24 protein-coding genes are annotated in these 22645 nt (G+C 62.4%); 13 read left to right on the top strand and 11 right to left on the bottom strand.

Going from position 1 to position 22645, the window contains the following annotated elements; translation table 11 throughout:
• Positions 1–5 precede the first annotated feature (5 nt).
• The 4 genes from ACE3PP_RS13300 to ACE3PP_RS13285 all read left to right on the top strand — a co-directional run bounded on the left by ACE3PP_RS13300 (position 6) and on the right by ACE3PP_RS13285 (position 3965).
• Positions 6–1334 carry a cytochrome bc complex cytochrome b subunit gene (locus tag ACE3PP_RS13300; protein WP_374383046.1) on the top strand — a complete coding sequence of 443 codons (1329 nt, stop codon included), beginning with the start codon at positions 6–8 and terminating at the stop codon, positions 1332–1334.
• Positions 1334–2128 (top strand): cytochrome c1, encoded by a 795-nt coding sequence (locus tag ACE3PP_RS13295; RefSeq protein WP_374383044.1) that lies wholly within the window; start codon positions 1334–1336, stop codon positions 2126–2128. Before ACE3PP_RS13300 ends, ACE3PP_RS13295 begins: the two co-directional genes overlap by 1 nt.
• 200 nt (positions 2129–2328) lie before the next feature.
• On the top strand, positions 2329–3207 hold the full coding sequence (locus ACE3PP_RS13290) for a VOC family protein (RefSeq protein WP_374383042.1): 879 nt from the start codon (positions 2329–2331) through the stop codon (positions 3205–3207).
• A complete protein-coding gene (locus ACE3PP_RS13285; protein ID WP_374383040.1) occupies positions 3204–3965 on the top strand; it encodes a trans-aconitate 2-methyltransferase in 762 nt (253 codons plus the stop codon). The genes ACE3PP_RS13290 and ACE3PP_RS13285 overlap by 4 nt, the downstream gene beginning before the upstream one ends.
• On the opposite strand, the gene ACE3PP_RS13280 is transcribed toward ACE3PP_RS13285, so the two are convergent.
• The gene (locus ACE3PP_RS13280; RefSeq protein ID WP_374383038.1) at positions 3962–5254 is read right to left on the bottom strand and encodes a DUF3422 family protein; all 1293 of its coding nucleotides are present in this window, start codon (positions 5252–5254) and stop codon (positions 3962–3964) included. The two genes, ACE3PP_RS13285 and ACE3PP_RS13280, sit on opposite strands and share 4 nt — an antisense overlap.
• A gap of 60 nt (positions 5255–5314) precedes the next feature.
• Positions 5315–6808, bottom strand: coding sequence for an MFS transporter (locus ACE3PP_RS13275; RefSeq protein WP_374383036.1), 1494 nt, complete (start codon positions 6806–6808; stop codon positions 5315–5317).
• Positions 6809–6959: 151 nt separating this feature from the next.
• Here ACE3PP_RS13275 and irrA point away from each other — a divergent pair, with 151 nt between their 5' ends.
• From irrA to ACE3PP_RS13255, 4 genes are all read left to right on the top strand, one after another.
• The gene (irrA, locus tag ACE3PP_RS13270; RefSeq protein ID WP_374383034.1) at positions 6960–7379 is read left to right on the top strand and encodes an iron response transcriptional regulator IrrA; all 420 of its coding nucleotides are present in this window, start codon (positions 6960–6962) and stop codon (positions 7377–7379) included.
• Between the two features lie 205 nt (positions 7380–7584).
• The gene (locus ACE3PP_RS13265) at positions 7585–8001 is read left to right on the top strand and encodes a rubrerythrin family protein (RefSeq protein WP_374383032.1); all 417 of its coding nucleotides are present in this window, start codon (positions 7585–7587) and stop codon (positions 7999–8001) included.
• A gap of 106 nt (positions 8002–8107) precedes the next feature.
• Positions 8108–9439, top strand: a complete 1332-nt coding sequence (locus ACE3PP_RS13260) for a (Fe-S)-binding protein (protein ID WP_374383030.1) — start codon at positions 8108–8110, stop codon at positions 9437–9439.
• Positions 9440–9498: 59 nt separating this feature from the next.
• Positions 9499–10095 carry a DUF3501 family protein gene (locus ACE3PP_RS13255; protein ID WP_374383028.1) on the top strand — a complete coding sequence of 199 codons (597 nt, stop codon included), beginning with the start codon at positions 9499–9501 and terminating at the stop codon, positions 10093–10095.
• An 8-nt stretch (positions 10096–10103) separates the two neighbouring features.
• Here ACE3PP_RS13255 and ACE3PP_RS13250 read toward each other — a convergent pair whose 3' ends face one another.
• Positions 10104–11222, bottom strand: coding sequence for a Fic family protein (locus ACE3PP_RS13250; RefSeq protein ID WP_374383027.1), 1119 nt, complete (start codon positions 11220–11222; stop codon positions 10104–10106).
• 167 nt (positions 11223–11389) lie between these two features.
• Entirely contained in the window at positions 11390–13306 is a 1917-nt protein-coding gene (locus ACE3PP_RS13245; protein WP_374383025.1) for an ABC-F family ATP-binding cassette domain-containing protein, read from the bottom strand.
• 164 nt (positions 13307–13470) lie between these two features.
• Here ACE3PP_RS13245 and ndk point away from each other — a divergent pair, with 164 nt between their 5' ends.
• The gene (gene ndk / locus ACE3PP_RS13240) at positions 13471–13893 is read left to right on the top strand and encodes a nucleoside-diphosphate kinase (RefSeq protein WP_374383024.1); all 423 of its coding nucleotides are present in this window, start codon (positions 13471–13473) and stop codon (positions 13891–13893) included.
• Positions 13894–13971: 78 nt separating this feature from the next.
• Here the strand turns inward: ndk and ACE3PP_RS13235 are convergent, their stop codons facing one another.
• The 4 genes from ACE3PP_RS13235 to purM form a co-directional block, all read right to left on the bottom strand.
• Positions 13972–14199: a hypothetical protein gene (locus tag ACE3PP_RS13235; protein WP_374383022.1), complete on the bottom strand. Its 228-nt coding sequence runs from the start codon at positions 14197–14199 to the stop codon at positions 13972–13974.
• A gap of 97 nt (positions 14200–14296) precedes the next feature.
• Positions 14297–15289, bottom strand: a complete 993-nt coding sequence (locus tag ACE3PP_RS13230) for a hypothetical protein (RefSeq protein ID WP_374383021.1) — start codon at positions 15287–15289, stop codon at positions 14297–14299.
• Positions 15289–15948, bottom strand: coding sequence for a phosphoribosylglycinamide formyltransferase (gene purN / locus ACE3PP_RS13225; RefSeq protein ID WP_374383019.1), 660 nt, complete (start codon positions 15946–15948; stop codon positions 15289–15291). The genes ACE3PP_RS13230 and purN overlap by 1 nt, the downstream gene beginning before the upstream one ends.
• A complete protein-coding gene (purM, locus tag ACE3PP_RS13220) occupies positions 15949–17022 on the bottom strand; it encodes a phosphoribosylformylglycinamidine cyclo-ligase (RefSeq protein WP_374383017.1) in 1074 nt (357 codons plus the stop codon).
• 126 nt (positions 17023–17148) lie between these two features.
• Between purM and ACE3PP_RS13215 the strand changes: the two genes are divergently transcribed.
• From ACE3PP_RS13215 to ACE3PP_RS13200, 4 genes are all read left to right on the top strand, one after another.
• Positions 17149–18285 (top strand): DUF2066 domain-containing protein, encoded by a 1137-nt coding sequence (locus tag ACE3PP_RS13215; RefSeq protein WP_374383015.1) that lies wholly within the window; start codon positions 17149–17151, stop codon positions 18283–18285.
• Between the two features lie 10 nt (positions 18286–18295).
• Positions 18296–19447: an AI-2E family transporter gene (locus ACE3PP_RS13210; RefSeq protein WP_374383013.1), complete on the top strand. Its 1152-nt coding sequence runs from the start codon at positions 18296–18298 to the stop codon at positions 19445–19447.
• Complete coding sequence (locus ACE3PP_RS13205; RefSeq protein WP_374383011.1) at positions 19444–20088, top strand: hypothetical protein; 645 nt, start codon at positions 19444–19446, stop codon at positions 20086–20088. Before ACE3PP_RS13210 ends, ACE3PP_RS13205 begins: the two co-directional genes overlap by 4 nt.
• A gap of 161 nt (positions 20089–20249) precedes the next feature.
• Complete coding sequence (locus ACE3PP_RS13200) at positions 20250–20483, top strand: zf-TFIIB domain-containing protein (protein WP_374383009.1); 234 nt, start codon at positions 20250–20252, stop codon at positions 20481–20483.
• A gap of 41 nt (positions 20484–20524) precedes the next feature.
• Here the strand turns inward: ACE3PP_RS13200 and ACE3PP_RS13195 are convergent, their stop codons facing one another.
• The 3 genes from ACE3PP_RS13195 to ACE3PP_RS13185 form a co-directional block, all read right to left on the bottom strand.
• Entirely contained in the window at positions 20525–20953 is a 429-nt protein-coding gene (locus ACE3PP_RS13195) for a hypothetical protein (RefSeq protein ID WP_374383007.1), read from the bottom strand.
• Positions 20931–21503, bottom strand: a complete 573-nt coding sequence (locus ACE3PP_RS13190; protein ID WP_374383005.1) for a nucleotidyltransferase domain-containing protein — start codon at positions 21501–21503, stop codon at positions 20931–20933. The genes ACE3PP_RS13195 and ACE3PP_RS13190 overlap by 23 nt, the downstream gene beginning before the upstream one ends.
• Positions 21504–21614: 111 nt before the next feature.
• A complete protein-coding gene (locus ACE3PP_RS13185) occupies positions 21615–22529 on the bottom strand; it encodes a LysR substrate-binding domain-containing protein (RefSeq protein ID WP_374383003.1) in 915 nt (304 codons plus the stop codon).
• Positions 22530–22645: the final 116 nt, after the last annotated feature.

The raw sequence follows: 22645 nt of genomic DNA, 5'->3' as shown, positions 1-22645 counted from the left end.
GGAAAATGAGCGCGAAATTCAAGAACCCGATCGTTCGCTGGATCGACCACCGCCTGCCGGTCTTCAGCTTCCTCGATCACGAAGCCAACGAATATCCGACCCCGAAGAACCTCAGCTACTGGTGGAACTTCGGCAGCCTCGCCGGCTTCATGCTGGTGGTGATGATGGCGTCGGGCATCTTCCTTGCCATGCAGTACACGCCGCATGTCGATTACGCCTTCAATTCCGTCGAGCGCATCATGCGCGACGTCAATTACGGCTGGCTCATCCGCTACATCCACATGAACGGCGCGTCGATGTTCTTCATCGTCGTCTACGTTCACATGTTCCGCGGCCTCTATTTCGGATCCTACAAGGCGCCGCGCGAACTGCTGTGGCAGATCGGCGTGGTGATCCTGCTCCTCATGATGGCGACCGCGTTCATGGGCTATGTGCTGCCCTGGGGCCAGATGAGCTTCTGGGGTGCCACCGTCATCACCAACCTGTTCTCGGCCCTGCCGGTGGTCGGCAAGTCGATCGTGACCCTCCTCTGGGGTGGTTTCTCGGTCGATAACCCGACGCTCAACCGCTTCTTCTCGCTGCACTACCTGCTGCCCTTCGTTCTGCTGGGCGTCGTGGTTCTGCACGTGGTCGCGCTGCACCGCTTTGGCTCGAACAACCCCATCGGCATCGACACCAAGGGCCCGCAGGACACGATCCCCTTCCATCCGTACTACACGGTGAAGGACATGTTCGGTCTCGGCGTGTTCATGATCTTCTATGCCTACTGGATCTTCTACGCGCCGGTGACACTGGGCGACCCGGACAATTTCATCCCGGCCAACCCGCTGTCGACCCCGCAGCACATCGTTCCGGAATGGTACTTCCTGCCGTTCTACGCGATCCTGCGCTCGATCCCGGACAAGCTGCTTGGCGTCATCGCCATGTTCGCTTCGATCCTGGTGCTTCTCGTCCTGCCCTGGCTCGACCGCTCGCCGGTCCGCTCGGGCCGCTATCGGCCGGTCTTCAAGTGGTTCTTCTGGATGCTGGCTTTCGATTGCGCGATCCTCACCATCTGCGGCAAGAACCCGCCGGATTGGATCTGGTCGCCGCTGTCGTTCTCGATCGCGCCGGATGAAGGCCAGGCTGGCATCAGCATCATCGCCATGGGCCAGCTCGCGACCACCTACTATTTCGGCTACTTCCTGGTGATCCTGCCGCTGCTCTCGATCTTCGAGAAGGCGCTGCCGGTTCCGCTTTCGATTTCCCGTCCGGTTCTCGGGGGTGGCGGTTCGCATGCCGCGATCGCCCAGGCTCCTGCCAAGAACTTGGCCAAGACGATGGAGAAGCTCTGATGGGCGCCAAGACTCTGCTCCTCAAGGGCATCACCGCGCTGGTCGGTGTCGCGGCCGTCCTCTTTGTCGCGGCGTCGCCGAAGCATGAAGTGCATGTCGAAAAGGAAGCCTGGTCGTTCCAGGGCTTCTTCGGCAAGTTCGACCAGGCCCAGCTGCATCGTGGCTTCCAGGTCTATAAGGACGTCTGCTCCGCCTGCCATTCGATGAACCTGCTCTCCTACCGCAGTCTGCAGGAGATCGGCTTCTCGGAAGCGCAGGTGAAGGAAATCGCCGCCAGCGTCACCGTCATGGACGGCCCGAACGACGAAGGCGAGATGTTCGAGCGTCCGGGCAAGCCGTCCGACCGCTTCAAGGCGCCCTTCGCCAACGAGCAGGCGGCGCGTGCCGGCAACAACGGCGCCTTGCCGCCGGATCTGTCGCTCATCGCCCGCAGCCGCGCCGGCAAGGGTTTCGGTGCCTATGAAGGCGCCGACTATATCCACGGCGTGCTGACCGGTTACAAGGAGCCGCCCGCCGGTTTCCATGTGAACGACGGCATGAACTATAACGAGGGCTTTGCCGGCCATCAGATCGCGATGCCGGCCCCGCTCTCGGAAGGTGCCGTGACGTATGAGGACGGCACGCAGGCCACTGTCGACCAGATGGCGCGGGACGTTTCGGCGTTCCTCACCTGGGCCGGCGAGCCGAACTATGAGAGCCGCATCCGCACGGGTCTCAAGGCGATGCTGTTCTTGGTTGCCTTCACGCTCATCGCCTATGCGGCGAAGCGCAAGATCTGGGCCCGCGTGCACTAAGCACGGTGGGACCATAGATCGGTTTGACCGCCGCTCCGGGAGCACCGGGGCGGCGGTTTTCTTTTGGGCACTGATGATAGGCAGTGGACTCCATTCCTGTCGGCGTTTACCGCCCGCTCAAACTGCGATACACAGAAGAGGCCGATTCGGACGGATTGCCCAGGCAGCCGACCGCGGCAGCGGAAACGCATGGGGATAGGATGCCGCCAGCCCTGGATACGACATCGCCAATCCCGGCCGTCACCGGCATCGACCATGTTCTCATCGGCGTGCGCGACCTTGAAGCTGCTGCCGAACGCTGGCGGCGCCTGGGTTTCCACCTGACGCCGCGCGGTCGGCATATCGGCTGGGGCACCGGCAATTACTGCATCATGTTCCCGCATGATTACATCGAACTGCTGGGCATCATCGATCCCGCCCAGTTCACCAACAATCTCGACCGCTTCCTCGCGGGTCGCGAAGGGCTCATGGGTCTCGCCTTTGCCGGCGACGATGAAAGCGTCTGCGCCGAGCAGGTGAAGGCTGCCGGCATTCCCTTCGACGGTCCCAAGGTGCTGAAGCGTGAGCTGGAATTGCCGGAAGGGACGGTTCTGCCCGAATTCGGCCTGGTGATGCTGAAGCCCGAGGCAACGCCGGCACTCTCCGCCTTTGTCTGTGTTCACAAGACGCCGGGCCTGCTGCGCCAGCCGGAATGGCTGCGCCATGCCAATCGCGCGACGGGCCTCGTCTCGCTCACGATCGTGGTGGATGACCCGGTCGAAACCGTCTTCGGCTGGTTGCCGCTCTTTGGACCGGCGCGCATCTCGACGGCCAATCTCATGACGGTCCTTGATACGGGGCACGGCCACATCCGCTTCACCACGCGCGAGGGGCTGGCCCAGCTCTATCCCACGATGGTACCGCTTCCCGATATCAAGGCGCCCTGGATCGCCGCTATGAAGATTGCGGTCGCGGACAAGGCGCGCTGCCGCGACCATCTCCATTTCGCCAACATTCTTTCCTTCAAGACCGGCAAGGGCTGCATCGTGCCGCCCGAGGAAGCGAATGGCGTCATCATCGAATTCGTCGAAGAGAAATGACTCACTCCACGCCCGATCTCCTCTACCAGGATCCGCGCTTCGCCGATTTCTACGATATCGACAATGGTTGGTACGATGACACGCGGACGTGCCTGAAGCTCGCCGCAGGTGCTGCTACCGTTCTCGACCTGGGCTGTGGCACCGGATTGCTGGCAAGCGCCATTGCCGCACAGGGGGCCGCGATGGGTGCCGAGGTGACGGGTGTGGATCCGGCCGCCGCCATGTTGGATATCGCCCGCCAGCGGGATGGTGGTGCGCGTGTGACCTGGGTTCATGGCGACGGACGCAGCGTGCGCCTCGGGCGCCGCTTCGACTTCATCTGCATGACCGGGCATGCCTTCCAATGCCTGCTTACCGACGATGACCAGCTGGCCCTGCTGAAGACCATCGCCGCGCATCTTGCGCCGCAGGGTCGCTTCATCTTCGACAGCCGGAATCCTGTGAAGCGCGAATGGGAAGAATGGGGCGAGGCCGATTCGCACCGTTTCATCGAGCATCCGAAGCACGGCAAGGTCGAATCCTGGAACGATTATGCCTTTGATGAAGCGACCGGCATCGTCACCTACGGCACCTATTACCGGCTGGCGAACGGCGATCTCCTCGCCGCGAAATCGCAGATCCGTTTTTCGCCACAGGAAAGCCTTGCCCGGTTGATGGCGGAAGCGGGCCTTGCCGTCGACCGGTGGATGGGCGACTGGCTGGGCGGCGATTATCGGCCGGACGCCAAGGAAATCATCCCCCTCGGGCGATTGGCTTAGTGACCTTTCAGCGCCCGGCGCAGGCGTTTGACGCCGAGCCAGACGGCACCGAGCACAATGGGAACGGCGATGGCGGCGAGCAGCTTGTGGGCGTGCTCGTTCTCGACCGGAAAGAGCCCGTCGGTCACGACCTTCAACAGGCCGATGAGATAATAGCTGATGGCGAAGACCGAGAGGCCCTCGACGGCCTCTTGAATCCGGAGCTGCGTGCGGCTGCGGCTCTCCATGTCCTTGAGCAGCGCACTGTTCTGCGCCTGCAGGTTGACGTCGACCCGGGTCCTGAGCATGTCGCTCGCGCGGTCGATGCCGGTCTCCAGCTGATCGAGCCTGCGGACGAAGGCCTCGCAGGTGCGCATCGCCGGGGTGAAGCGCCGGTCCAGGAAGCTCGATAGCCGTGACAAGCCATCGACCCGACCTTCGCGAATGTCCGAGAGGCGCCGCATGACCAGTTCGGCATAGGCAGCCCCAGCACTCAGGCGGTAGCGTGTGGCGGTGCCGAGGCTGGCCGTTTCGGCGGCAAGACGCGTCAGCGCATCGAGCAATTGCCGATCCCCCTCATCGCGCTGCGCATCGGGTGCGGCCGTCCGCTCGATGAGCGATTTGAGGCGCGCTTCGAGATCGGCGAGTGTCGCGTTGGCGCGCCTTGCCAATGCCAGGCTCAGCAGCGCCATCAAGCGATAGGTTTCGATCTCCAACAGGCGCTGCACCATGCGCCCGGCGCGGCCGGCCGACAGCGAGCGGTTAATCAGCAGCATGCGGCCAAAACCCGTGGGGCCCAGGCGGAAATCGGTCCAGACCTCGGCGGCCTTGTCGCCGACGCTCGACGCTACCGTATCGCCGGACGGGAACAGGGCGCCGATCAATTCGGCCGTCTGCTGCATGCCGGGGCCGGAGCGGATCTCCAAAAGCTGCGCCGCGACGACCTGGCCCGGAACCTGGGTGGCCAGCATCCGCGCATCGGCCGGGAGGTCCGCCCAACCGAGACCCTCCGCCTTGATGTCGGGCCGCGGCATGACCAGCGTGTAGCTGGTGAACTCGGTATGGAGCTCCCATTTCAGCTGCGTCTCACCGCGCGGCAGAATGCCGTAACGGCTGCCCGGGTCAGGTGCGGCGGCGCCGTGATGCTGTGCAAGGTCCGCGATGAAGTGAAGATCGGCGGCACCCGCCGCATCGCCCGGGGCGCGGAGGCAGGCCAAGTGCAGCACCAGGGCCGGACCGTCGATGCGCAGGGGCGGGCGCGCATGCACCTCGTCATTCAATTCCCGGCGCAAGGGATGTTCGGTGAACATCTGGTATCGGCTCCATGTCGGCGCTTGACGAAAATAGGCGCCAACATAGCAGGTCGACTGTCAGCGTGCGCGGGTTTCCTTGATTTCGGCGGCGGCCGCCACCTGCCGGACATTGCCGCTGACATTGGCGCCGGCATCGCGGGCAAGCCCCAGAAAGAACAGGCTCGACGCCATGACGATGCCGCCGATGACGAGATAGGCCGGCTGGAAATCACTGGCGATCAGCGACAATCCGTCGCGCGCATTCATGGTGATATGGAGGGAGAGGGCAGCGGTTCCGGCGCCGATGGAGAGCGACAATTGCTGCATCATGGCGGAGAAGGTCGAGGCGCTGCTCATCGCGCCCTCGCCGATATCGGCATAGGAGAGCGCGTTGAGCCCGGTAAATTGCAGCGAGCGGATGAAGCCGCCGGCGAGGAGTGCCAGGAAGATGATGCTGTGCGGGACGGCAGGGGTGAAAAGCGCATAGCCCATCATCACGACGCCGCAGAAGAGTGCGTTGATGATGAGGACGCGGCGAAAGCCGAACGCCCTGAGGACGGATTGCGTCGCCCCTTTCATCACGAGGGCGCCGGCGGCGCTGGAAAAGGTGAGAAGCCCGGAGGCGAAGGCCGAGAGGCCGAACCCCAGCTGCAGCATGAGCGGGAGCAGCACGGGAAGGGCGCCGATGCCGATCCTGAAGACGCTGCCGCCGACGATGGCGCGGCGAAAGGTGCTGATCCGCATCAGCTTCAGATTGACGATGGGATCCTCCGTCCGCCGTGCGCGCGACCAGTAAGTGACAAGGCACAGCGCCCCGAAACCCGCCATGCTGCCAAGGATCCACAAGGGCAACGAAAAGCGCCCCATCGCCTCGAAGACGAAAACGAGAGAGGCCAGGCCGAGCCCGGTGAGGACGAAGCCGACCCAGTCGAGCTTGGGTACTTTCGGCGCTTTGATGTGCGGCACGTAGAGAAGGCTCAGAATGATGCCGAGGATCGCCACCGGAATATTGAGAAGAAAGATCCAGCGCCAGGAAGAATAAGTGACGATGAAACCGCCGATGGGCGGTCCCAGCACCGGCCCCAGCAGCCCCGGGATGGTGAGATAGGTCATTGCCTTGATGAGTTCGCCCTTGGGCACGGCGCGCAGGATGACGAGGCGACCGACCGGCACCATCATGGCGCCGCCGAACCCTTGCAGGATGCGGGCGAGAACGAGGGCGGTGAGGGAATCGGATGCGGCGCAGGCGATCGACCCCGCCATGAAAATCGCGATCGCCAGACTGAAGACGCGCTGCGCGCCGAACCGGTCGGCGACCCAGCCGCTCAACGGGATGAAGATGGAGAGGCTGAGAAGATAGGACGTGATCGCGAGGTTGACCTGGAGTGGCGCCGCCCCGATCTCGCGCGCGATCTGCGGCAGCGCCGTCGCGATGATCGTAGTGTCGAGGTTTTCCATGAAAAGGGCCGAGGCCACGATGAGGGCCAGGGTGCGATAGGAAGCAATGCGGACGGGCATGAAGGGCGAGGCCTTGGGGGCGGCAATGGGCAGAGGATAGGCCCTGCAACTCATTCTCACCACGCCCGATCCGGGATCGCTGCTATGCGCTTGCCGCGAACGTTGCCACGCGCAGGGTTTGGGCGTCTGTCCCGTGCCTGCGGCCCGTTTGAGCCATTATAGAATCCGGCTTTTCACCCTGAACCGCTTCGATTAAGCTTTTGTGATGGAAACGAAACGCCCTTTTACCTCCATCCTCGGCAAGCTCAAGGATGCGGGCCTGCGCCCGACACGCCAGCGCCTGTCTCTGGCCAAGCTGCTCTTTGAAGGCGGCGACCGCCATGTCTCGGCCGAGGATCTCCATGCCGAGGCCGTGGCCAACCGGATCCAGGTCTCGCTGGCGACGATCTACAACACGCTGCATCAATTCACAGCGGCCGGCCTGCTGCGCGAAGTGGTGGTCGAGCCGGGCCGTTCCTATTTCGACAACAACATGATTCCGCATCACCATTTCTTCGTCGAAGGCGAGGGGAAGCTGATGGATATTCCAGCTAACCAGGTCTCGCTGGGGCAGTTGCCGGAAGCGCCGAAGGGCATGAAAGTGGCCCGTGTCGACGTCATCGTCCGGCTTGCGAATGACTATTAATTCGCTAATTCTATCAAACACTAATCTCCTTTCTTAAAACCATTCCAGTTTGTTGACAGGCTTCGCTTGCGGGGCCTAGAGTTCGTTCACCGACAAGCTTGTCGCGGCGTACCCGGCTCAATCCGGCACGCTCCGGATTGAATGAGAGAAGGTCGGACCACCGCCCCAAGACCCCCACGCAACCCATTTTGATAGGGAGACGAAAATGGCTTTGAAGGGCTCCAAGACCGAAGGCAATTTGAAGGCCGCTTTTGCCGGCGAAAGCCAGGCGAACCGCCGCTACCTCTATTTCGCACAGAAGGCCGACGTCGAAGGCTATAACGATGTCGCCGCCGTGTTCCGCTCGACCGCGGAAGGCGAAACCGGCCATGCGCACGGCCATCTCGAATTCCTCGAGGAAGTGGGCGATCCCGCGACGGGTCTTCCCATCGGCTCGACCGCGCCGAACCTCAAGGCTTCGATCGCCGGCGAAACGCACGAATACACCGACATGTATCCGGGCATGGCGCGCACCGCGCGCGAGGAAGGCTTCGACGAGATCGCCGACTGGTTCGAGACGCTGGCCAAGGCTGAAAAATCCCATGCCGGCCGCTTCCAGAAGGCGCTCGACACGCTGGGCTGATCGCCCGTTTCAGCTAAGATCGCTACCGCCATCCTGTCCTTGACGGCGGGGTGGCGGTGTCGATTTCCACATTGCTCCTGCAACCGCACGTGCGAGGGATGGGTCCATGCGCGAAGGCAGCCTGGAGGCCCCGGTTCGCCACAAGATCGATTGGCAGAACCCCGATTTCTACGACATGGACAAGATCAATGCGGAGATGCATCGCGTCTTCGATATCTGTCATGGTTGTCGGCGTTGTTTCAATCTGTGCGATTCCTTCCCGCGGCTCTTCGATTTGGTCGATGAGAGTCCCGATGAAATGGCGGGGGTGAAGGTCGAGGACTATAAGAAAGTCGTCGACGCCTGCACGCTGTGCGATCTCTGTTTCATGACCAAATGCCCCTACGTGCCGCCGCATGAATGGGCGCTCGATTTCCCACATTTGATGCTGCGCTATCGCGCCGCCGAGTTGCGCCAAGGCAAGAACGACAAAATCTATGCCGAGCTCACCGAGACCGACCGCAACGGCAAGGCTGCCGGCGTCGTAGCTCCCCTCGCCAACGCTGTCGCCGGGAACGGGGCGGCACGCCAGGTGATGGAAAAGGTGGCGGGCATCGACCACCGCGCACATCTGCCGAAGTTCCACGGCCGCACGCTGGTGCTGCGCGCGATGGAAGAAAAGCCTGCAGTCAACGCAGAAGCGCCGGCCTTTGGCCGCAAGGCTGTGCTCTATGCGACCTGCTTTGCCAATTACAACAATCCTAATATCGGCATGGCGGCGCTCAATGTGCTGGCCAAGAACGGTGTTGCCGCCGAAGTGGTTTATCCGCGCTGCTGCGGCATGCCGCAATTGGAGCAGGGCAATGTCGCGCGCGTCGCCGAACATGCACACAGTGTCGCCGATGCGCTGCTGCCCTATGTCGAAGATGGCTATGACGTGGTGGCATTGGTGCCTTCCTGCGCCCTGATGCTGAAATTCGAATGGCCCCTGATCCTGCCCGGTGAGGAAAAGATCAAGCGTCTTGCCAACGCGACCTTCGACGTTTCCGAATATGTGGTCGACATCGCCAAGCGCGAAGGGCTCGCCCCCGGGCTGCAGCCGCTTGACGGCGGTGTTGCTCTCCACATCGCCTGTCATGCCCGTGCCCAGAACATGGGGCAGAAGGCGACCGAAATGCTGAAGCTCATTCCGGACGCGGATGTGGCGGTGATGGAACGCTGCTCCGGCCATGGTGGGGCCTGGGGTGTCCTGGCCGAGAATTTCGAAATCGCGCTCAAGGTCGGCAAACCGGTGGCACGCCAGGTAATGAATGCGGCAAAGAAGCATGTCGCCTCGGAATGCCCGCTCGCCGGTGCCCATATCCTGCAAGGTATCGGCGCACTGAAGCCCGGCGAACAACCGGCTAAAGAAGCCCCGCACCCGATCGAACTCTTCGCGCGGGCCTATGGGTTGATGTGAAATTCGGCTGCCGCTCCCGCCGGACGGCAGTGCAAGTGGTTATGTGACCGAGGATCAGCATGAGTGCGACGCGCAAGAAGGAAATCACCAAGGCCGACATCCTTCCGGCCGATATCTATGCCAGCCAGCGCGGCGAGAAGCGCAAAGCCGTCGTTGCCATGAAGAAAAAGCGCCGGATCGAGGTCGGGCCGGTTGCCACTTTCTATTTCGAGAATTTCGATACGATGCTGCAGCAGGTTCAGGAAATGCTGCATATCGAGAAGGGCGGCGACGAGCAGCTGGCCGATGAACTGCGCGCCTACAATCCGCTCATCCCGCAGGGGCGCGAACTGGTGGCGACGGTGATGTTCGAGATTGACGATCCCGTGCGCCGGGCGAATTTCCTCGGCCGCCTTGGCGGCGTCGAACACACGGCCTTCCTGAAGTTCGGCAATGAACTGGTGAAGGGCGTTCCGGAGGACGACCAGGAACGGACCAACGAAGACGGCAAGGCCTCGTCGGTGCAGTTCGTCCATTTTCCCATGACCGATGCCCAGGCGTCCCTCCTGAAGCAGCCGGGAACGCAAATCATCATCGGCTTCGAGCACCCCGCCTACGGCCACATGGCCGTGATATCGGAAGATTCCCGCGCCGCCCTGGCGCTCGATCTCGACTGAGGGCAGCCCTATTTCCGGTGCGTCTCGTCGCCATCGGTCAGTTCATAGCTGGTGCTGCGACCGCCCGCATCGTTCTTGCGCAAGGCGCCTTTAGCGATCAGGTCCTGGATGTCGCGCGTTGCCGTATCCTGCGAGCATTTCGCGATGATGGCCCATTTTGACGTCGTGAGCTTGCCGTCGAATCCGTCGAGCAGGCGGTTCAATACCTTGATCTGACGATTATTGAGCGCGATGCGGCCAAAGCGTTCCCAGAATTTTGCCTTCAGCATGATGCCGGTCAGCGACGTGTCGGCATTGGCCACGGCGCGGCCAAGACAGCCGAGGAACCAATCCATCCAGGCCGTAATATCGACGCTGCTTTTCTGGCTACGCTCCAAGATCTCGTAATAGGCTTTGCGTTCCTGCCGAATCTGGTTCGACATGCTGTAGAAGCGCTGTCGGCTTTTTTCCGATCGCGCCAGGGCCATATCGGCTATGGCGCGGGCCATGCGGCCATTGCCATCCTCGAAGGGGTGGATGGTGACGAACCAGAAATGTGCCTGGGCCGATTTCAGAACGGGGTCCGTCTTGGGGGGCGCATTGAACCATGTCACGAACCTCTCCATCTCGAAGGCGACCTTGTCGGCCGGCGGCGCCACATAGTGGATGCGTTCGCGCCCGATCGGACCCGAGACGACGCGCATCGGGCCATCGGAATCATCGCGCCAGCCGGCGACTTTTATCTTCACCAGGCCGCTATAGCCGGTCGGAAACAAGGCGGCATGCCAGGCGAACAATCTCTCGGTCGTGAGCGCCTGATCAAAATTCTGGGTGGCGTCGAGCATCATCTCGACCACGCCATCCACATTGCGGTCGGCCGGTACCAGGCCGGCGATGTCGAGCCCCAATCGACGCGCGATCGACGAACGTACTTGCTCGATATCAAGGTGCTCGCCCTCGATTTCGCTCGACTTGACCACGTCCTGGGTCAGCGTCTGCAGCATGGCCTCTTCGCGCAGTCGGAAGCCCAGCCCCTCCATCCGGCCCAGCAGCCGACCCTGGGCATGGCGGACGTCGCTCAGCTTCTCCATCAGCCCGTCCGACCGCCAGGTCAGTTGCGGCCATTGCGGATCGTCCCAGATATACATGTCATTCTCCGCAGAAGGTGCGGAGAATGTAACTGCTAATCTCCGCAGGCGGAAGCGTTATTCTCCGCATATTCTGCGGAGAATAACGGGTCTAATCTCCGCAGGCTGCCATCGCCATCAGGAAATCATATCTATATCAAATAGATAGATGAGGGGCCGGAGCAGGCTCACCCTTCGCTCAGCTCCAGCCAGGTTTCCTCGGCTTCGGCGAGCTTCTTCTTCACCTCGGCATGCTTGGTCTGCCAGGTTTGGAGGGTCGCCGTGCCGCCGTCATTGTAAAGGGATGGATCGGAGAGCTTGGCTTCGATGAGGTCGAGGGCCTGGGTCAGTTTGTTGACCGCGAGCTCCGCGTTGTTGAGAGCCTTCTTCTTCTCCGGCGAGATCGCGACCACTTTCTTTGATGTGGCAGCCGGTTTGGGTGCGGACTTGGCCGCTGCCGGGCCGCCATGCGCCGCGGCAAGCTTCGGGGCTGAGGCTTTTTCGGGCAACGCCCCCTTCTTCTCGCTACGATTTCTCTCGCGCCGCTCGTTGACGATCTGGCGGCGATAATCGTCCATGTCGCCGTCAAAGGCTTTGACGCCGCCATCCTTCACCAGCCACAGCCGGTCGGCCGAAAGCTCGATGAGATTGGGATCGTGGCTGATGATGATCACGGCGCCCTCGAACTCGTTGATCGCCTCGACCAGCGCCTGGCGACTGTCGATGTCGAGATGGTTCGACGGTTCGTCGAGCAGCAGGATGTTGGGCGCCTGCCGGCTCATCAGAGCCAGCAGCAGGCGCGCCTTCTCGCCACCCGAGAGCTGCGCAACCTTCGTGTTCGCCTGATCCTGTCCCAAGCCGAAACGGCCGAGATGCGCCCGGCGCTTGTCGGGCAGCAGATCGGGGGCGGCGCGTGCCATCACTTCGATCGGCGTTGCGTCGAGATCGAGCTCGTCGGTCTGGTGCTGCGCGAAATAGCCGACGCGCATCTTCTGCGACTTACGTACCTGGCCGCTCATGGCTTCGAGACGACCGGCGAGCAACTTGATGAAAGTCGATTTGCCGTTGCCGTTTGAGCCCAACAGCGCGATGCGGTCATCGGGATCGAGGCGGAGATCGAGATTCTTGAGGATCGGCTTGCCCGGCTCGTAACCCACCGAGACATGATCGAGGGTGATGAGGGGCGGCGCCAGGGCTTCCGGCTGCGGGAAGGAAATGTTGACCCCCTTCTCGTCGGCCACCAACGCAATCGGCTGCAGTTTGGCGATCATCTTCAGGCGCGACTGTGCCTGCCGCGCCTTCGATGCCTTGTAGCGGAAACGGTCGACGAAAGCCTGCATGTGCTTGCGCTGGGCATCGACCTTGGCGGCCATCGCCATGTCCTGCTCCATGCGCAGGCGCCGCATGTTCTCGAAATCGTCATAGCCGCCGGCATAGGAGATCATGCCGCCACGCGAAAGATGGATGGTGCGGTTCACCACCTTGTTGAGAAGGTCGCGGTCATGGCTCACCAGCAGGATCGTGCCGGGATAGTTCTTCAAATAGCTCTCAAGCCACAGCGTCGCTTCGAGATCGAGATGGTTGGTGGGTTCGTCGAGCAGCATCAGGTCGGGTGCCGAGAAGAGCTGGGCCGCGAGTGCCACGCGCATCTGCCAGCCGCCCGAGAAGTCGCTCAAAGGGCGCAGCTGCGCCGTGCCATCGAAACCGAGACCGGCCAGAATTTCCGCCGCGCGAGACTCGGCGCTGTGCGCCTGGATGTCGGCAAGACGCGCATGAATCTCGGCGATGCGGTTGGGGTCGGTCGCATGATCGGCTTCTGCCATCAGGGACGTACGCTCGGTATCCGCCGCCAGCACGCAATCGATCAGACTGCGGCTTTGATCCTTCATTTCCTGTTCCAAGCGCCCGACGCGCCAGGCCTTCGGCACGTCGATCGTCCCTGAATCGGCATGGAGATCGCCCGAGATGAGCTTCAGCAAAGTCGACTTGCCAGCGCCGTTGCGCCCGACCAAACCGGCATGGTGACCGGCCGAAACGGAGACACTGGCGTTCGACAGGATCTCGCGGCCGGCGATGCGATATGTCAGGTTGTTGATCGTTAACATATTGTTCTAACGTTATTTATTGAGAATCTGGGCGCTTCGGCGCAAGCGTCATCCGGGTTCGGTTGTGCGCTGCGGAGGAGTTGTATATAAGCCAGCCCGAATTCCGCCAAGGGGCGCCGGCGATTTTAAGCCCGCTGCCCGCAACTCCAGACATGAGGAAAATCATGGCCATCGAACGTACTTTCTCGATCATTAAGCCGGACGCCACCCGTCGCAACCTCACGGGCAAGATCAACGCCAAGTTCGAGGAAGCCGGCCTCAAGATCGTCGCCCAGCGCCGCATCCAGATGTCGGAAGCCCAGGCCAAGAAGTTCTACGAAGTGCACGCCGCGCGTCCCTTCTACGCCGACCTCGTCAAGTTCATGACCTCCGGTCCGGTCGTCGTCCAGGTGCTGGAAGGCGAGGGCGCGGTCCTCAAGAACCGCGACATCATGGGCGCCACCAACCCGGCCAATGCCGCCCCGGGCACCATCCGCAAGGAATTCGCTGAATCGATCGAAGCCAACTCGGTCCACGGTTCAGACAGCCCGGAGAACGCCGCGATCGAGATCGCCTACTTCTTCGCCGGTTCCGACATCGTCGGCTGATATCGGAAAGATCAAACGGAAACGGCGCCGCTGGATACCCCAGCGGCGCCGTTTTTGTTTGTCCGGTTCGGAAAGCGGCTACTTCCGGCTCACCGCTGCAACGACGACGATGAAGCCGCCGACCACGCCGAGGAACGAGAAGATGCCAAGGCCGACCGACGGGCCATTCACCACGTGGAGCGTCGTCACCAAAGCGAGGACCAGGGCATAGATGGTGCCCCAGAAGAGCAGGCGGCCGAGGCCGTTCCAGGTCTGCTGGCGGTTGGCGAGGATCTGATCGTTGAGCGAGCCGGACGGCGTAGCCATGGTTAATCTCCGAAAATGAGCCGTTGGATTGGCCCCTTTTTACCGAAAACGGGGCCAGAGGGCAATTGCATGCCGCATGGGCAGGCAGCCAGCCAGCCTATTCCGGCAAGGGCGGGATGATGACTGTGGGCTCGGTGTCCATGGGTTGTGGCTTGGTCGGGTCGACCTTCTTCGGTGCCGTAATCTCGGGCACGGATATGGTCGGCTGCTCAACCGCCGGGACGACCGGTGAAGGGACATCCGGCATCTGCGGGATATCGACGGTGCCGGGCGGCTTCGGTTTGGCAACCGCATCGGGTACCGGTTGACCTGCCTCGGGGATCAATATCTCCTCCGGGCAGCGGTGGCGCTGGGCACTGCCGCTTTCCTGCCACAAGCTTTCCTTCGTCAGCGAGCGCATGGTGCCCAGCTGGTTGAGCTTGACGCGCACCTCGGTCAGGACAGATTGCAGCTTCTTCTTCGAGCGGCCGCAGACGAGCTGCAGCGCTGCCGCATTCTCTTCGCCGAATTGCTGGGTGAAGGCCGCGACCAGCGCGTCGCGCTTGACGCGGCTGCCGATGCTGCTGGCGATGGTGACGTTGAGCAGGCTCTTCTGCAGATCCTTGGCGCGCCCCACGGCCCGTTCGAAATACATCTCCTCGGACAGCATCGAACAGGCGCCGTAGCGCGACCAGAAACGCCGCTCGGCGCATTGGGCGACACTCGGCATCACCTCTTTCAAGGCCCTGGCAAGATCGTCACTGAGCTTGAGCGGCGGCATGGCGCAGGATTCGCTGCCCGGCGTTTCGACATCGCCATCCATGAGGGGCGTTGAAAAGGCACCGGCCATTGGATCGCAATCGCGTAACGGAACCGAACCGCTCCTGGGATCGGGCCTAAGGCCGATGAGGGTGAGGTTGCGTGCCGCGGGGTCCTTGAGCGTCAAGCCCTCGCACAGCGGCAGTTCCGGCTTTACCAGGCACTGCCCCGGCAGGAAGGCCATCAGCAGCGAATAGTGATCCATCGTCTGCGCTGATGCGGCATGCGGCGCGCCAGCGAGCATGAGGAGCGGCAGCAGCCAATATCGCCGGGCTGCACGCCGCTCAGGCATCAGGCGCCCAGCGGATTGAAAAGCGCGCTGCCGGCAAAAGCCGCATCATGGATGACGGCGCGCTCGCCCTCGACCGTCACTTTTCCCTCGGCGATGAGGCGGAGTGCCAGCGGGAACAGGCGATGTTCGGCGGCGAGCACGCGGCCGCCCAGGCTGTTTTCGTCATCTTCCGGGCGGACGGGCACGGCCGCCTGGGCAATGATCGGGCCGGTATCCATTTCTGGCCGCACAAAATGCACCGTGCAGCCGTGGAAACGCACACCTGCCTCAAGCGCGCGGGCATGGGTCTTCAGCCCTTTGAAGGCGGGCAGCAGGGCCGGGTGGATGTTGACTAGTCTGTCGTGCCAGCCGGCAATGAAGCCATCGGTCAAAAGGCGCAGGAAACCGGCAAGGACCACGAGTTCGGCCCCATGCGCACGGATTTCCTGGTCCATCGCCGCATCGAAGCTCGTGCGGTCGGCAAACGCTTTGTGGTCGACGATCGTGGTGGCAATGCCGGCGCGCGCCGCGCGCGTCAGGCCGAAAGCATCCGGCCGGTTGGAGAGGACCAGAACGATCTCGATCGGCGAATTGGCGACCGCCGGGCCGAAATTGTCGATCAGCGCCTGCAGGTTGCTGCCGCGACCCGAAATCAGGACCGCGATCTTCAGCTTCGCCATTTACCAGTGACCGGTATTGCGGACGACACAGCCCGCCTCGCCCTCGGCCCGCGCCACGATGCGGCCGATTTCGTTGACCGTCTCGCCCTGATCGCGCAGCACCTTGGCAATGCCGGCGGCATCGTCGCGCGCCACCACCAGCACCATGCCGATCCCGCAATTGAAGGTGCGTGCCATTTCCTGGGCATCCGTGCCGGCCACTTTCCGCATCCAGCCGAAGACCGGCGGCAGGGTCCAGGTCGCGGCGTCGATATCGCAGGAGAGGTTCTTGGGCAGTACGCGCGGGATATTCTCAAGAAGGCCGCCGCCGGTGATATGAGCCAAGGCTTTCACCCCGCCCAGCTTCGAGCCTTCGCGGCGAATGGCGGCAAGGCACGAGCGGACATAGATCTTGGTGGGGGTGAGGAGGGCGTTGCCCAGGCGCTCGCCCTTTTGGAAGGGGGCGTCCGAATCGTAATTGAGGCCGCTCACTTCGACGATCTTGCGGACCAGCGAATAGCCGTTGGAATGGACGCCGCTGGAACCCAGGCCCAGCACGATATCGCCTTCCCCGACATTGGCGCCGGTGATCGCCGCATCGCGTTCGACGGCCCCCACCGAGAAGCCCGCGAGGTCGTAATCGCCCTTGGCATACATGCCGGGCATTTCCGCCGTCTCACCGCCGATCAAGGCACAGCCAGCCTGTTTGCACCCTTCGGCGATGCCGGCGATGATCTTGCGGCCCGTCTCGACATCGAGCTTGCCGGTCGCGAAATAGTCGAGGAAGAAAAGCGGCTCGGCCCCTTGCACCACCAGATCGTTGACGCACATGGCGACAAGGTCGATGCCGATCGTGTCATGGCAGCCAGCCTCGATCGCGATCTTCAGCTTCGTGCCGACGCCATCCGTGGTGGCGACCAGGATCGGATCCCGGAAACCGGCGCGTTTCGGGTCGAAAAAGGCGCCAAATCCACCCAATCCGGCATCTGCGCCGGCACGTGCCGTGGCCTTGGCCAAGGGTTTGATCGCTTCGACCAGGGCATTGCCGGCATCGATATCGACACCGGCATCGCGATAGGTGATGCCATTGCCCATGCTATTCGTTAAGTCCTTGTGATTGCTGGTGCCCGGCGGAAAGAAGCGACCCGGCGCTACTGGCTTCCTTGGACACAGATTTGCTATAAGCTCGGTCGGACAATACGCATTTCAGGGTGGTTTGCAATGGCCCCAGCGGGCGTCTCGATTCGCAATTTTCTGGCCCTCCTCGGCCTCCTTTCGGGCCTCATTCTGACCGTTCCGGCAGCCATCAACCCGGCTGTGGCGCAGAATGTCTATGTGGCATCCGGGGTGCCGGTCGACGTGACGGGCGACGCTGCGACCTTGCGCGATCAGGCGGTGCTGATGGCCCAGCGCGAGGCGCTGAAAAAGATCCTGGCCGAGATCGCACCTGCCGACCAGGTGGCGGGGCTGCAGCTTCCGAGCGATGACGAGATCGGCGGCTGGGTTGCCGATGTCGAGATCGAGGAAGAAAAGATGGCGGCGACCCATTATGTCGGCCGCTACACGATCCGTTTTGCCGCCGCCCCGGTGCAGGAATTCCTGAGCGGCCAGGGCGTGGCCTTTGCCGAGACCCGCTCCAAGCAGATGCTGGTGATCCCCGTCTATACCGACGAGACCGGGACGACTGGCCTCTGGGGGCCGACCAATCAATGGCTGGCCGCCTGGACGACGCGTCCCGCCGGCAATGCGCTGGTGCCGATCGTCGTCCCGCGCGGCGATCTTGACGACCAGAACACGCTCTCCGCCACAGAGGCTCTGGGCGGCAACGAGCCCAAGCTCGAATTCATGGGCGAGCGGTACCAGGCGGGGGATGTCGCGGTCGCCGAGGCGCAGATGAGTGCTCCCGGTGCCGACGGCCAGCGCACCCTGACGCTCAACGTGACGCGCTACAGCGCCGAAGGGCCGCAGGCCTTCAAGGATACGCTGACCGGACCGGCGGCGGATCCGGACGGGCTGATGGCCCAGGGTGTTGCCACCGTGCAAGCGATGCTGGAAGGCGCCTGGAAGAGTGCCAATCTGGTCGACCCCAACCAGCGCACGACCCTGTCGGTCCATGTGCCGCTGACCGGGATCGAACAATGGATCGCGATCAAGCGGCATCTGGCGCAGGTGAGCCTCATCAAGGGCGTCAACCTCAAGGAACTCGCCAAGAGCGGCGCCGATCTCGAAATTTCCTATGCGGGTGCGGAAGACCAGTTCATTCGTGCTCTCGCCCAAGCCGATCTCAATCTGGTGCCGAGCGGCGAGGGCGTCGCCACGCTGACGCTCGCCGGCAGCGGCGGCACGCCGACACCATGAACCGAGCGATATGACCGACATTCGCGACATCAGCATCGAGTTCGACGAACCGCCGCCGCCCCGCCTGCGGCGTTGGCCCAGCTATCTGGCGGCGCTCATCGTCTTCCTGATCCTGGTCTATCTGCTGCGCACCGTGCTGCTGCCTTTCGTCGCCGGCATGGGGGTCGCCTATTTCCTCGACCCCGTTTGCGACCGCCTTGAGGAATGGGGCTGTTCGCGCGCGCTGGCGACGACGCTCGTCACCATTGCCTTCGCCCTCATCGTCATCCTGGCGTTCCTGCTGATCGTGCCGCTGCTGATCGATCAGCTGACTTCTTTCATCACCAGCCTGCCCGACCTGGTCAGCCGCGCGCATCAGCGCCTGCTGCCGCTCTATGAAAACTTCCGCGTGCGCTTCGATCTGCCGGCGATGGACGATCTGGGCTCGCTGCTGAAGAACCGGCTCGGCACCGTCTTCAGCTTCGTGACGCAGACCGTGCAGGGAGTCGTCTCCGGCGGCGCGGCATTCGCCAACCTGCTGTCGCTCATCTTCATCACGCCGGTCGTCACCTTCTATCTGCTGCGCGACTGGGATCTCATCATCGCCCGCATCGATCATCTGCTGCCGCGCGACCATGCCGCAACGATCCGCAGCCAGATGGCGGCGATCGACACGACCTTGGCCGGTTTCGTGCGCGGGCAGGCCAGTGTCTGCCTGGTGCTGGGAATCTATTATGCGAGCGCGCTGATGCTGGTGGGCCTGCCTTTCGGCCTCGTCATCGGCATGACGGCCGGCATCCTCACCTTCATCCCCTATGTCGGATCGCTTTCCGGTTTCGTGACGGCGATGGCGATTGCGCTTGCCAGTTTCGACGGCTGGCACAGCCCGGCCATCGTTGCCGGCATCTTCTTCGTCGGGCAGGTGCTGGAAGGCAATTTCCTGACACCCAAGCTGGTGGGCGACCGCGTCGGGCTGCACCCGGTCTGGATCATCTTCGCGCTGCTCTCGGGCGGGGCGCTCTTCGGCTTCGTCGGCCTGCTGCTCGCGGTGCCGGTTGCCGCGTCGATCGGCGTCCTGGTGCGCTTCGGCATCGGTCGCTATCTGGTAAGCCCGCTCTATCACGGCCATCACGACCTACCGCCAGAGATGGCTGAACAACCGGGCGATTCGGAAAAGAAATGAGCGGCACGCAACTGCCCTTCGACCTGCCGCCGCGCAACGCGATGGGGGCGGCGGATTTCGTCGCCTCGCGCAGCAACGAAGCGGCGCTCACCCTCATCGATTCCTGGCCCAATTGGCCGGCGCCGGCGCTGGCTGTGCATGGGCCCGCCGGCTGCGGCAAGACGCATCTCGGCCACGTCTTTCAGGAGAAAGTGGGCGACACGGCGCTGTTTCTTACCGCGCCGACACGTCTGCCCGACCTCCCTGAGAGGCCGGTGCTGATCCTCGACGAGCCGCGTCTTGATGAGACGGATTTCTTTCACCTCCTCAACCGCATCAAGAGCGACGGCGGCGCGCTGCTGATCCTGAGCCGCGAGGCGCCGGCGCGATGGGATGTGAAGCTGCCGGACCTGGCGTCGCGATTGAAGGCCATCCCCACCGTCGAGGTCTCGCCACCGGATGATGCACTGCTCGCCGCCGTGCTGGTGAAGCATTTCGCCGACCGACAGATCCATGTGGCGCCGGACGTGATCGACTATCTGCTGAAGCATACCGAGCGCAGCTTCGCCGCCGCTGCCGAGACGGCAGCCAAACTCGACCGCGCCGCGCTGGCGGAAGGCCGCGCCATCACCATTCCACTGGTAAAGCGCACGCTGGCGTGACGCGCGTCAGCGTTTTGTCAGCTTCGTAAACGCGCCGATTTCCGACGGTTCGACCCTTGCGGTCGTGCGTCCGCGGGACCATCTCATGCGGACAGAAACGACCCGCCAGCGAGAGGGAGAATGCGTCGATGAAATGCCCGGTCTGCAATCAGGATCTGGTGATGAGCGATCGCCAGGGAATCGAGATCGACTATTGCAGCAAATGCCGCGGCGTATGGCTCGATCGCGGCGAACTGGACAAGATCATCGAACGCAGTGTTCGCGAGGTGCCACAACCGACCCCACAGGCGCAGCCCTATCGCGAGGATCGCGGGCATCAACGCCGTGACCATGACGAATATCATCACCAGAAGCACTACAAGCAGAAATCCTGGCTGAGCGAGTTGTTTGATTGATCGAATTGTCTGTGCGAGGTCCGGGCATTCGCGATCACCCGCTATGATGGGTCGACCGGGCCGAGCTTTTGGACCTCGTCAGAGACGGTCTGCGCAATCCGCAGCAGCTCATCCAGCAGTCTACTATCGACATTGAAGTATCCCTCATACTCAGCACTGTTTCGCTCATTATGGGCCTTGTCGAGGACGCGCCATTGGGCGGCAGCAAGCTTGAGAGTATGCTGAAGGGCCGGGAATACGATGTACCGCTTGTCGGGTCTGTATCCATGCCATCGCAGCGCCGCAAGCGAGAGAGCATGCGCGGCATTATATGCGAGATCGAAACGCCCCTCGGCAGAGAGGTTCTTGTTGCTTGCATCTTTCAGCCGGTTCATCCCGGATCTCAGCAGGCCGTCGAACTCCGCCTGATCCGGCGGCTCTTGCTTCAGTTGCCCAGTTTTCACCAGATTATCTAAGGGCTCTAAGCTCATCTTCCGTTCCGAATACAAAGAGCTTGGGCTGTCTCAGTACTTTGGCGATGAAAGAGTTGCGGACATTTGCCTTGCTCTTCCAGGCTTCAACCGACATCAGATTTGGATTGATCGGACGAGCGAGAGTGGTTTCTGCTGCCTGAAGCGCGGAGAAGGTGTCGGCGTAGCTCAAGTCATCAGCAAGGATCATCAAATCTATGTCGCTTTTGGCCGTATCGATTCCCTTCGCCACCGATCCGTAGACGAAGGCAGATTTAATCGCTGGTTGGTAAGGTGCCAGCGCGATACGAATGGGTTCGATGACGCCGACGGTCTTCAAGACCAATTGGTGCAGGTCCGTGAAAATCGCCGATTGCTTGTTGGCATGATAGAAGCGACGGCTGCCTTGAATTCTGGCGCTGACGATGCCGGAACTGGCGAGCTTCTCCAGTTCGCGCTGAACCGCCCCTCTGCCCGAATCCGCGCGCGAGATAATCTCGGTAATGGAGAAATCGCGCTCCGGCTCACCGAATAGAATGCCCAGAACGCGCGCCTGCACGCGCGAGAACAACGCGTCAGATAGGCTGGATGGTGCTAAGTTTGTACCCATAATGGGTATATTTGTACCCAGTCTGGGTATCGTGGTCAAGCTGGCTAGGTGGGCGAAGCTCGACCGCAGCGCCTACTCCTGAAACGCCGGGTCCTTGGCGATCTCGGCCACCAGCCAATCGCGGAAATGTTGCGTGCTGGGTTCCTTGACCCGCTCCTCGAGGCAGGCGAGGTACCAGCTGGCGCCGTGGCGGACGTCGATTTCGGGGAAGGGCTTCACCAGGCGCCCGATCTTCAAGTCGGGCGCAACCATGAACTCCGGTACGACCGCAACGCCCTGGCCCTCGATCGCCGCTTCGATCGCCAGCAGATAGGAATCGAATTTCGGCGCCGCGCGGCCTTTCAGGGTCGGGATGCCGGCGGCTTCCAGCCAATCGTGCCAATCCTCGGCAGCCGTATAGACCTGCAGCATGGCGTGATTGACGATGTCGGCCGGCTGCCGCAGGCCCATGCCGGCACGTTGCACGATGGGCGAGCAGACAGCCACCAGCTTGGCATCGAAGAGATGCGTGTAATGGATGCCCGGTCCGTGCGGCTTGCGGGTACAGATGAGGCCGAGATCGCTCGTCATCGGGTCGAATTCCCAATCGAGCTGGCTGGTCGAGAGACGGACCAGGATATCGGGATGCGCCGCCTGGAATTGATGGAGGCGCGGCAGCAGCCAGCGGACGGCGACCGTGACATAGACCTGCACCACCAAATCGCCCGAGATGCGGACCCGGTCGACGAGGCCGACACCCTGGGCCAGCCGGTCGAACCCGTCGCGCAAGTAGGGATAGAGCTGCGCCCCGGCCTCGGTCAGCTCGACCCGGCGGGCGGCCCGGCGGAAGAGGGAGGTGCCCAGCCGCTCCTCAAGCCCCGCCACCTGGTGGCTGATGGCCGATTGCGTGAGGCTGAGCTCCTCGGCCGCCACCCGGAACGACAAATGCCGGGCCGCAGCTTCGAAAGCCTGAAGGGATTTCAGCGATGGAAGATTTCTTTTCGCCATGCAGCATGATTTACCGAATTTTTTCCAGGATACACATGAAATGAATTCATGAAAAGCTGAAGAACGGTCGCTTGCCGGGAAGGGGGCGGGAAGGCGAATATCCGCCGGAAAACAAC

It is taken from the genome of Dongia sp., assembly GCF_041910485.1.
Classification (GTDB): Bacteria; Pseudomonadota; Alphaproteobacteria; order Dongiales; family Dongiaceae; genus Dongia.
This window is presented reverse-complemented; position numbering and strand designations above follow the sequence as displayed.

Coding starts and splice junctions, on each gene's coding strand:
- ACE3PP_RS13300 (WP_374383046.1), top strand. CDS start 6: ATGAGCGCGAAATTCAAGAACCCGATCGTTCGCTGGATCGACCACCGC.
- ACE3PP_RS13295 (WP_374383044.1), top strand. CDS start 1,334: ATGGGCGCCAAGACTCTGCTCCTCAAGGGCATCACCGCGCTGGTCGGT.
- ACE3PP_RS13290 (WP_374383042.1), top strand. CDS start 2,329: ATGCCGCCAGCCCTGGATACGACATCGCCAATCCCGGCCGTCACCGGC.
- ACE3PP_RS13285 (WP_374383040.1), top strand. CDS start 3,204: ATGACTCACTCCACGCCCGATCTCCTCTACCAGGATCCGCGCTTCGCC.
- ACE3PP_RS13280 (WP_374383038.1), bottom strand. CDS start 5,254: ATGTTCACCGAACATCCCTTGCGCCGGGAATTGAATGACGAGGTGCAT.
- ACE3PP_RS13275 (WP_374383036.1), bottom strand. CDS start 6,808: ATGAGTTGCAGGGCCTATCCTCTGCCCATTGCCGCCCCCAAGGCCTCG.
- irrA (WP_374383034.1), top strand. CDS start 6,960: ATGGAAACGAAACGCCCTTTTACCTCCATCCTCGGCAAGCTCAAGGAT.
- ACE3PP_RS13265 (WP_374383032.1), top strand. CDS start 7,585: ATGGCTTTGAAGGGCTCCAAGACCGAAGGCAATTTGAAGGCCGCTTTT.
- ACE3PP_RS13260 (WP_374383030.1), top strand. CDS start 8,108: ATGCGCGAAGGCAGCCTGGAGGCCCCGGTTCGCCACAAGATCGATTGG.
- ACE3PP_RS13255 (WP_374383028.1), top strand. CDS start 9,499: ATGAGTGCGACGCGCAAGAAGGAAATCACCAAGGCCGACATCCTTCCG.
- ACE3PP_RS13250 (WP_374383027.1), bottom strand. CDS start 11,222: ATGTATATCTGGGACGATCCGCAATGGCCGCAACTGACCTGGCGGTCG.
- ACE3PP_RS13245 (WP_374383025.1), bottom strand. CDS start 13,306: ATGTTAACGATCAACAACCTGACATATCGCATCGCCGGCCGCGAGATC.
- ndk (WP_374383024.1), top strand. CDS start 13,471: ATGGCCATCGAACGTACTTTCTCGATCATTAAGCCGGACGCCACCCGT.
- ACE3PP_RS13235 (WP_374383022.1), bottom strand. CDS start 14,199: ATGGCTACGCCGTCCGGCTCGCTCAACGATCAGATCCTCGCCAACCGC.
- ACE3PP_RS13230 (WP_374383021.1), bottom strand. CDS start 15,289: ATGCCTGAGCGGCGTGCAGCCCGGCGATATTGGCTGCTGCCGCTCCTC.
- purN (WP_374383019.1), bottom strand. CDS start 15,948: ATGGCGAAGCTGAAGATCGCGGTCCTGATTTCGGGTCGCGGCAGCAAC.
- purM (WP_374383017.1), bottom strand. CDS start 17,022: ATGGGCAATGGCATCACCTATCGCGATGCCGGTGTCGATATCGATGCC.
- ACE3PP_RS13215 (WP_374383015.1), top strand. CDS start 17,149: ATGGCCCCAGCGGGCGTCTCGATTCGCAATTTTCTGGCCCTCCTCGGC.
- ACE3PP_RS13210 (WP_374383013.1), top strand. CDS start 18,296: ATGACCGACATTCGCGACATCAGCATCGAGTTCGACGAACCGCCGCCG.
- ACE3PP_RS13205 (WP_374383011.1), top strand. CDS start 19,444: ATGAGCGGCACGCAACTGCCCTTCGACCTGCCGCCGCGCAACGCGATG.
- ACE3PP_RS13200 (WP_374383009.1), top strand. CDS start 20,250: ATGAGCGATCGCCAGGGAATCGAGATCGACTATTGCAGCAAATGCCGC.
- ACE3PP_RS13195 (WP_374383007.1), bottom strand. CDS start 20,953: ATGAGCTTAGAGCCCTTAGATAATCTGGTGAAAACTGGGCAACTGAAG.
- ACE3PP_RS13185 (WP_374383003.1), bottom strand. CDS start 22,529: ATGGCGAAAAGAAATCTTCCATCGCTGAAATCCCTTCAGGCTTTCGAA.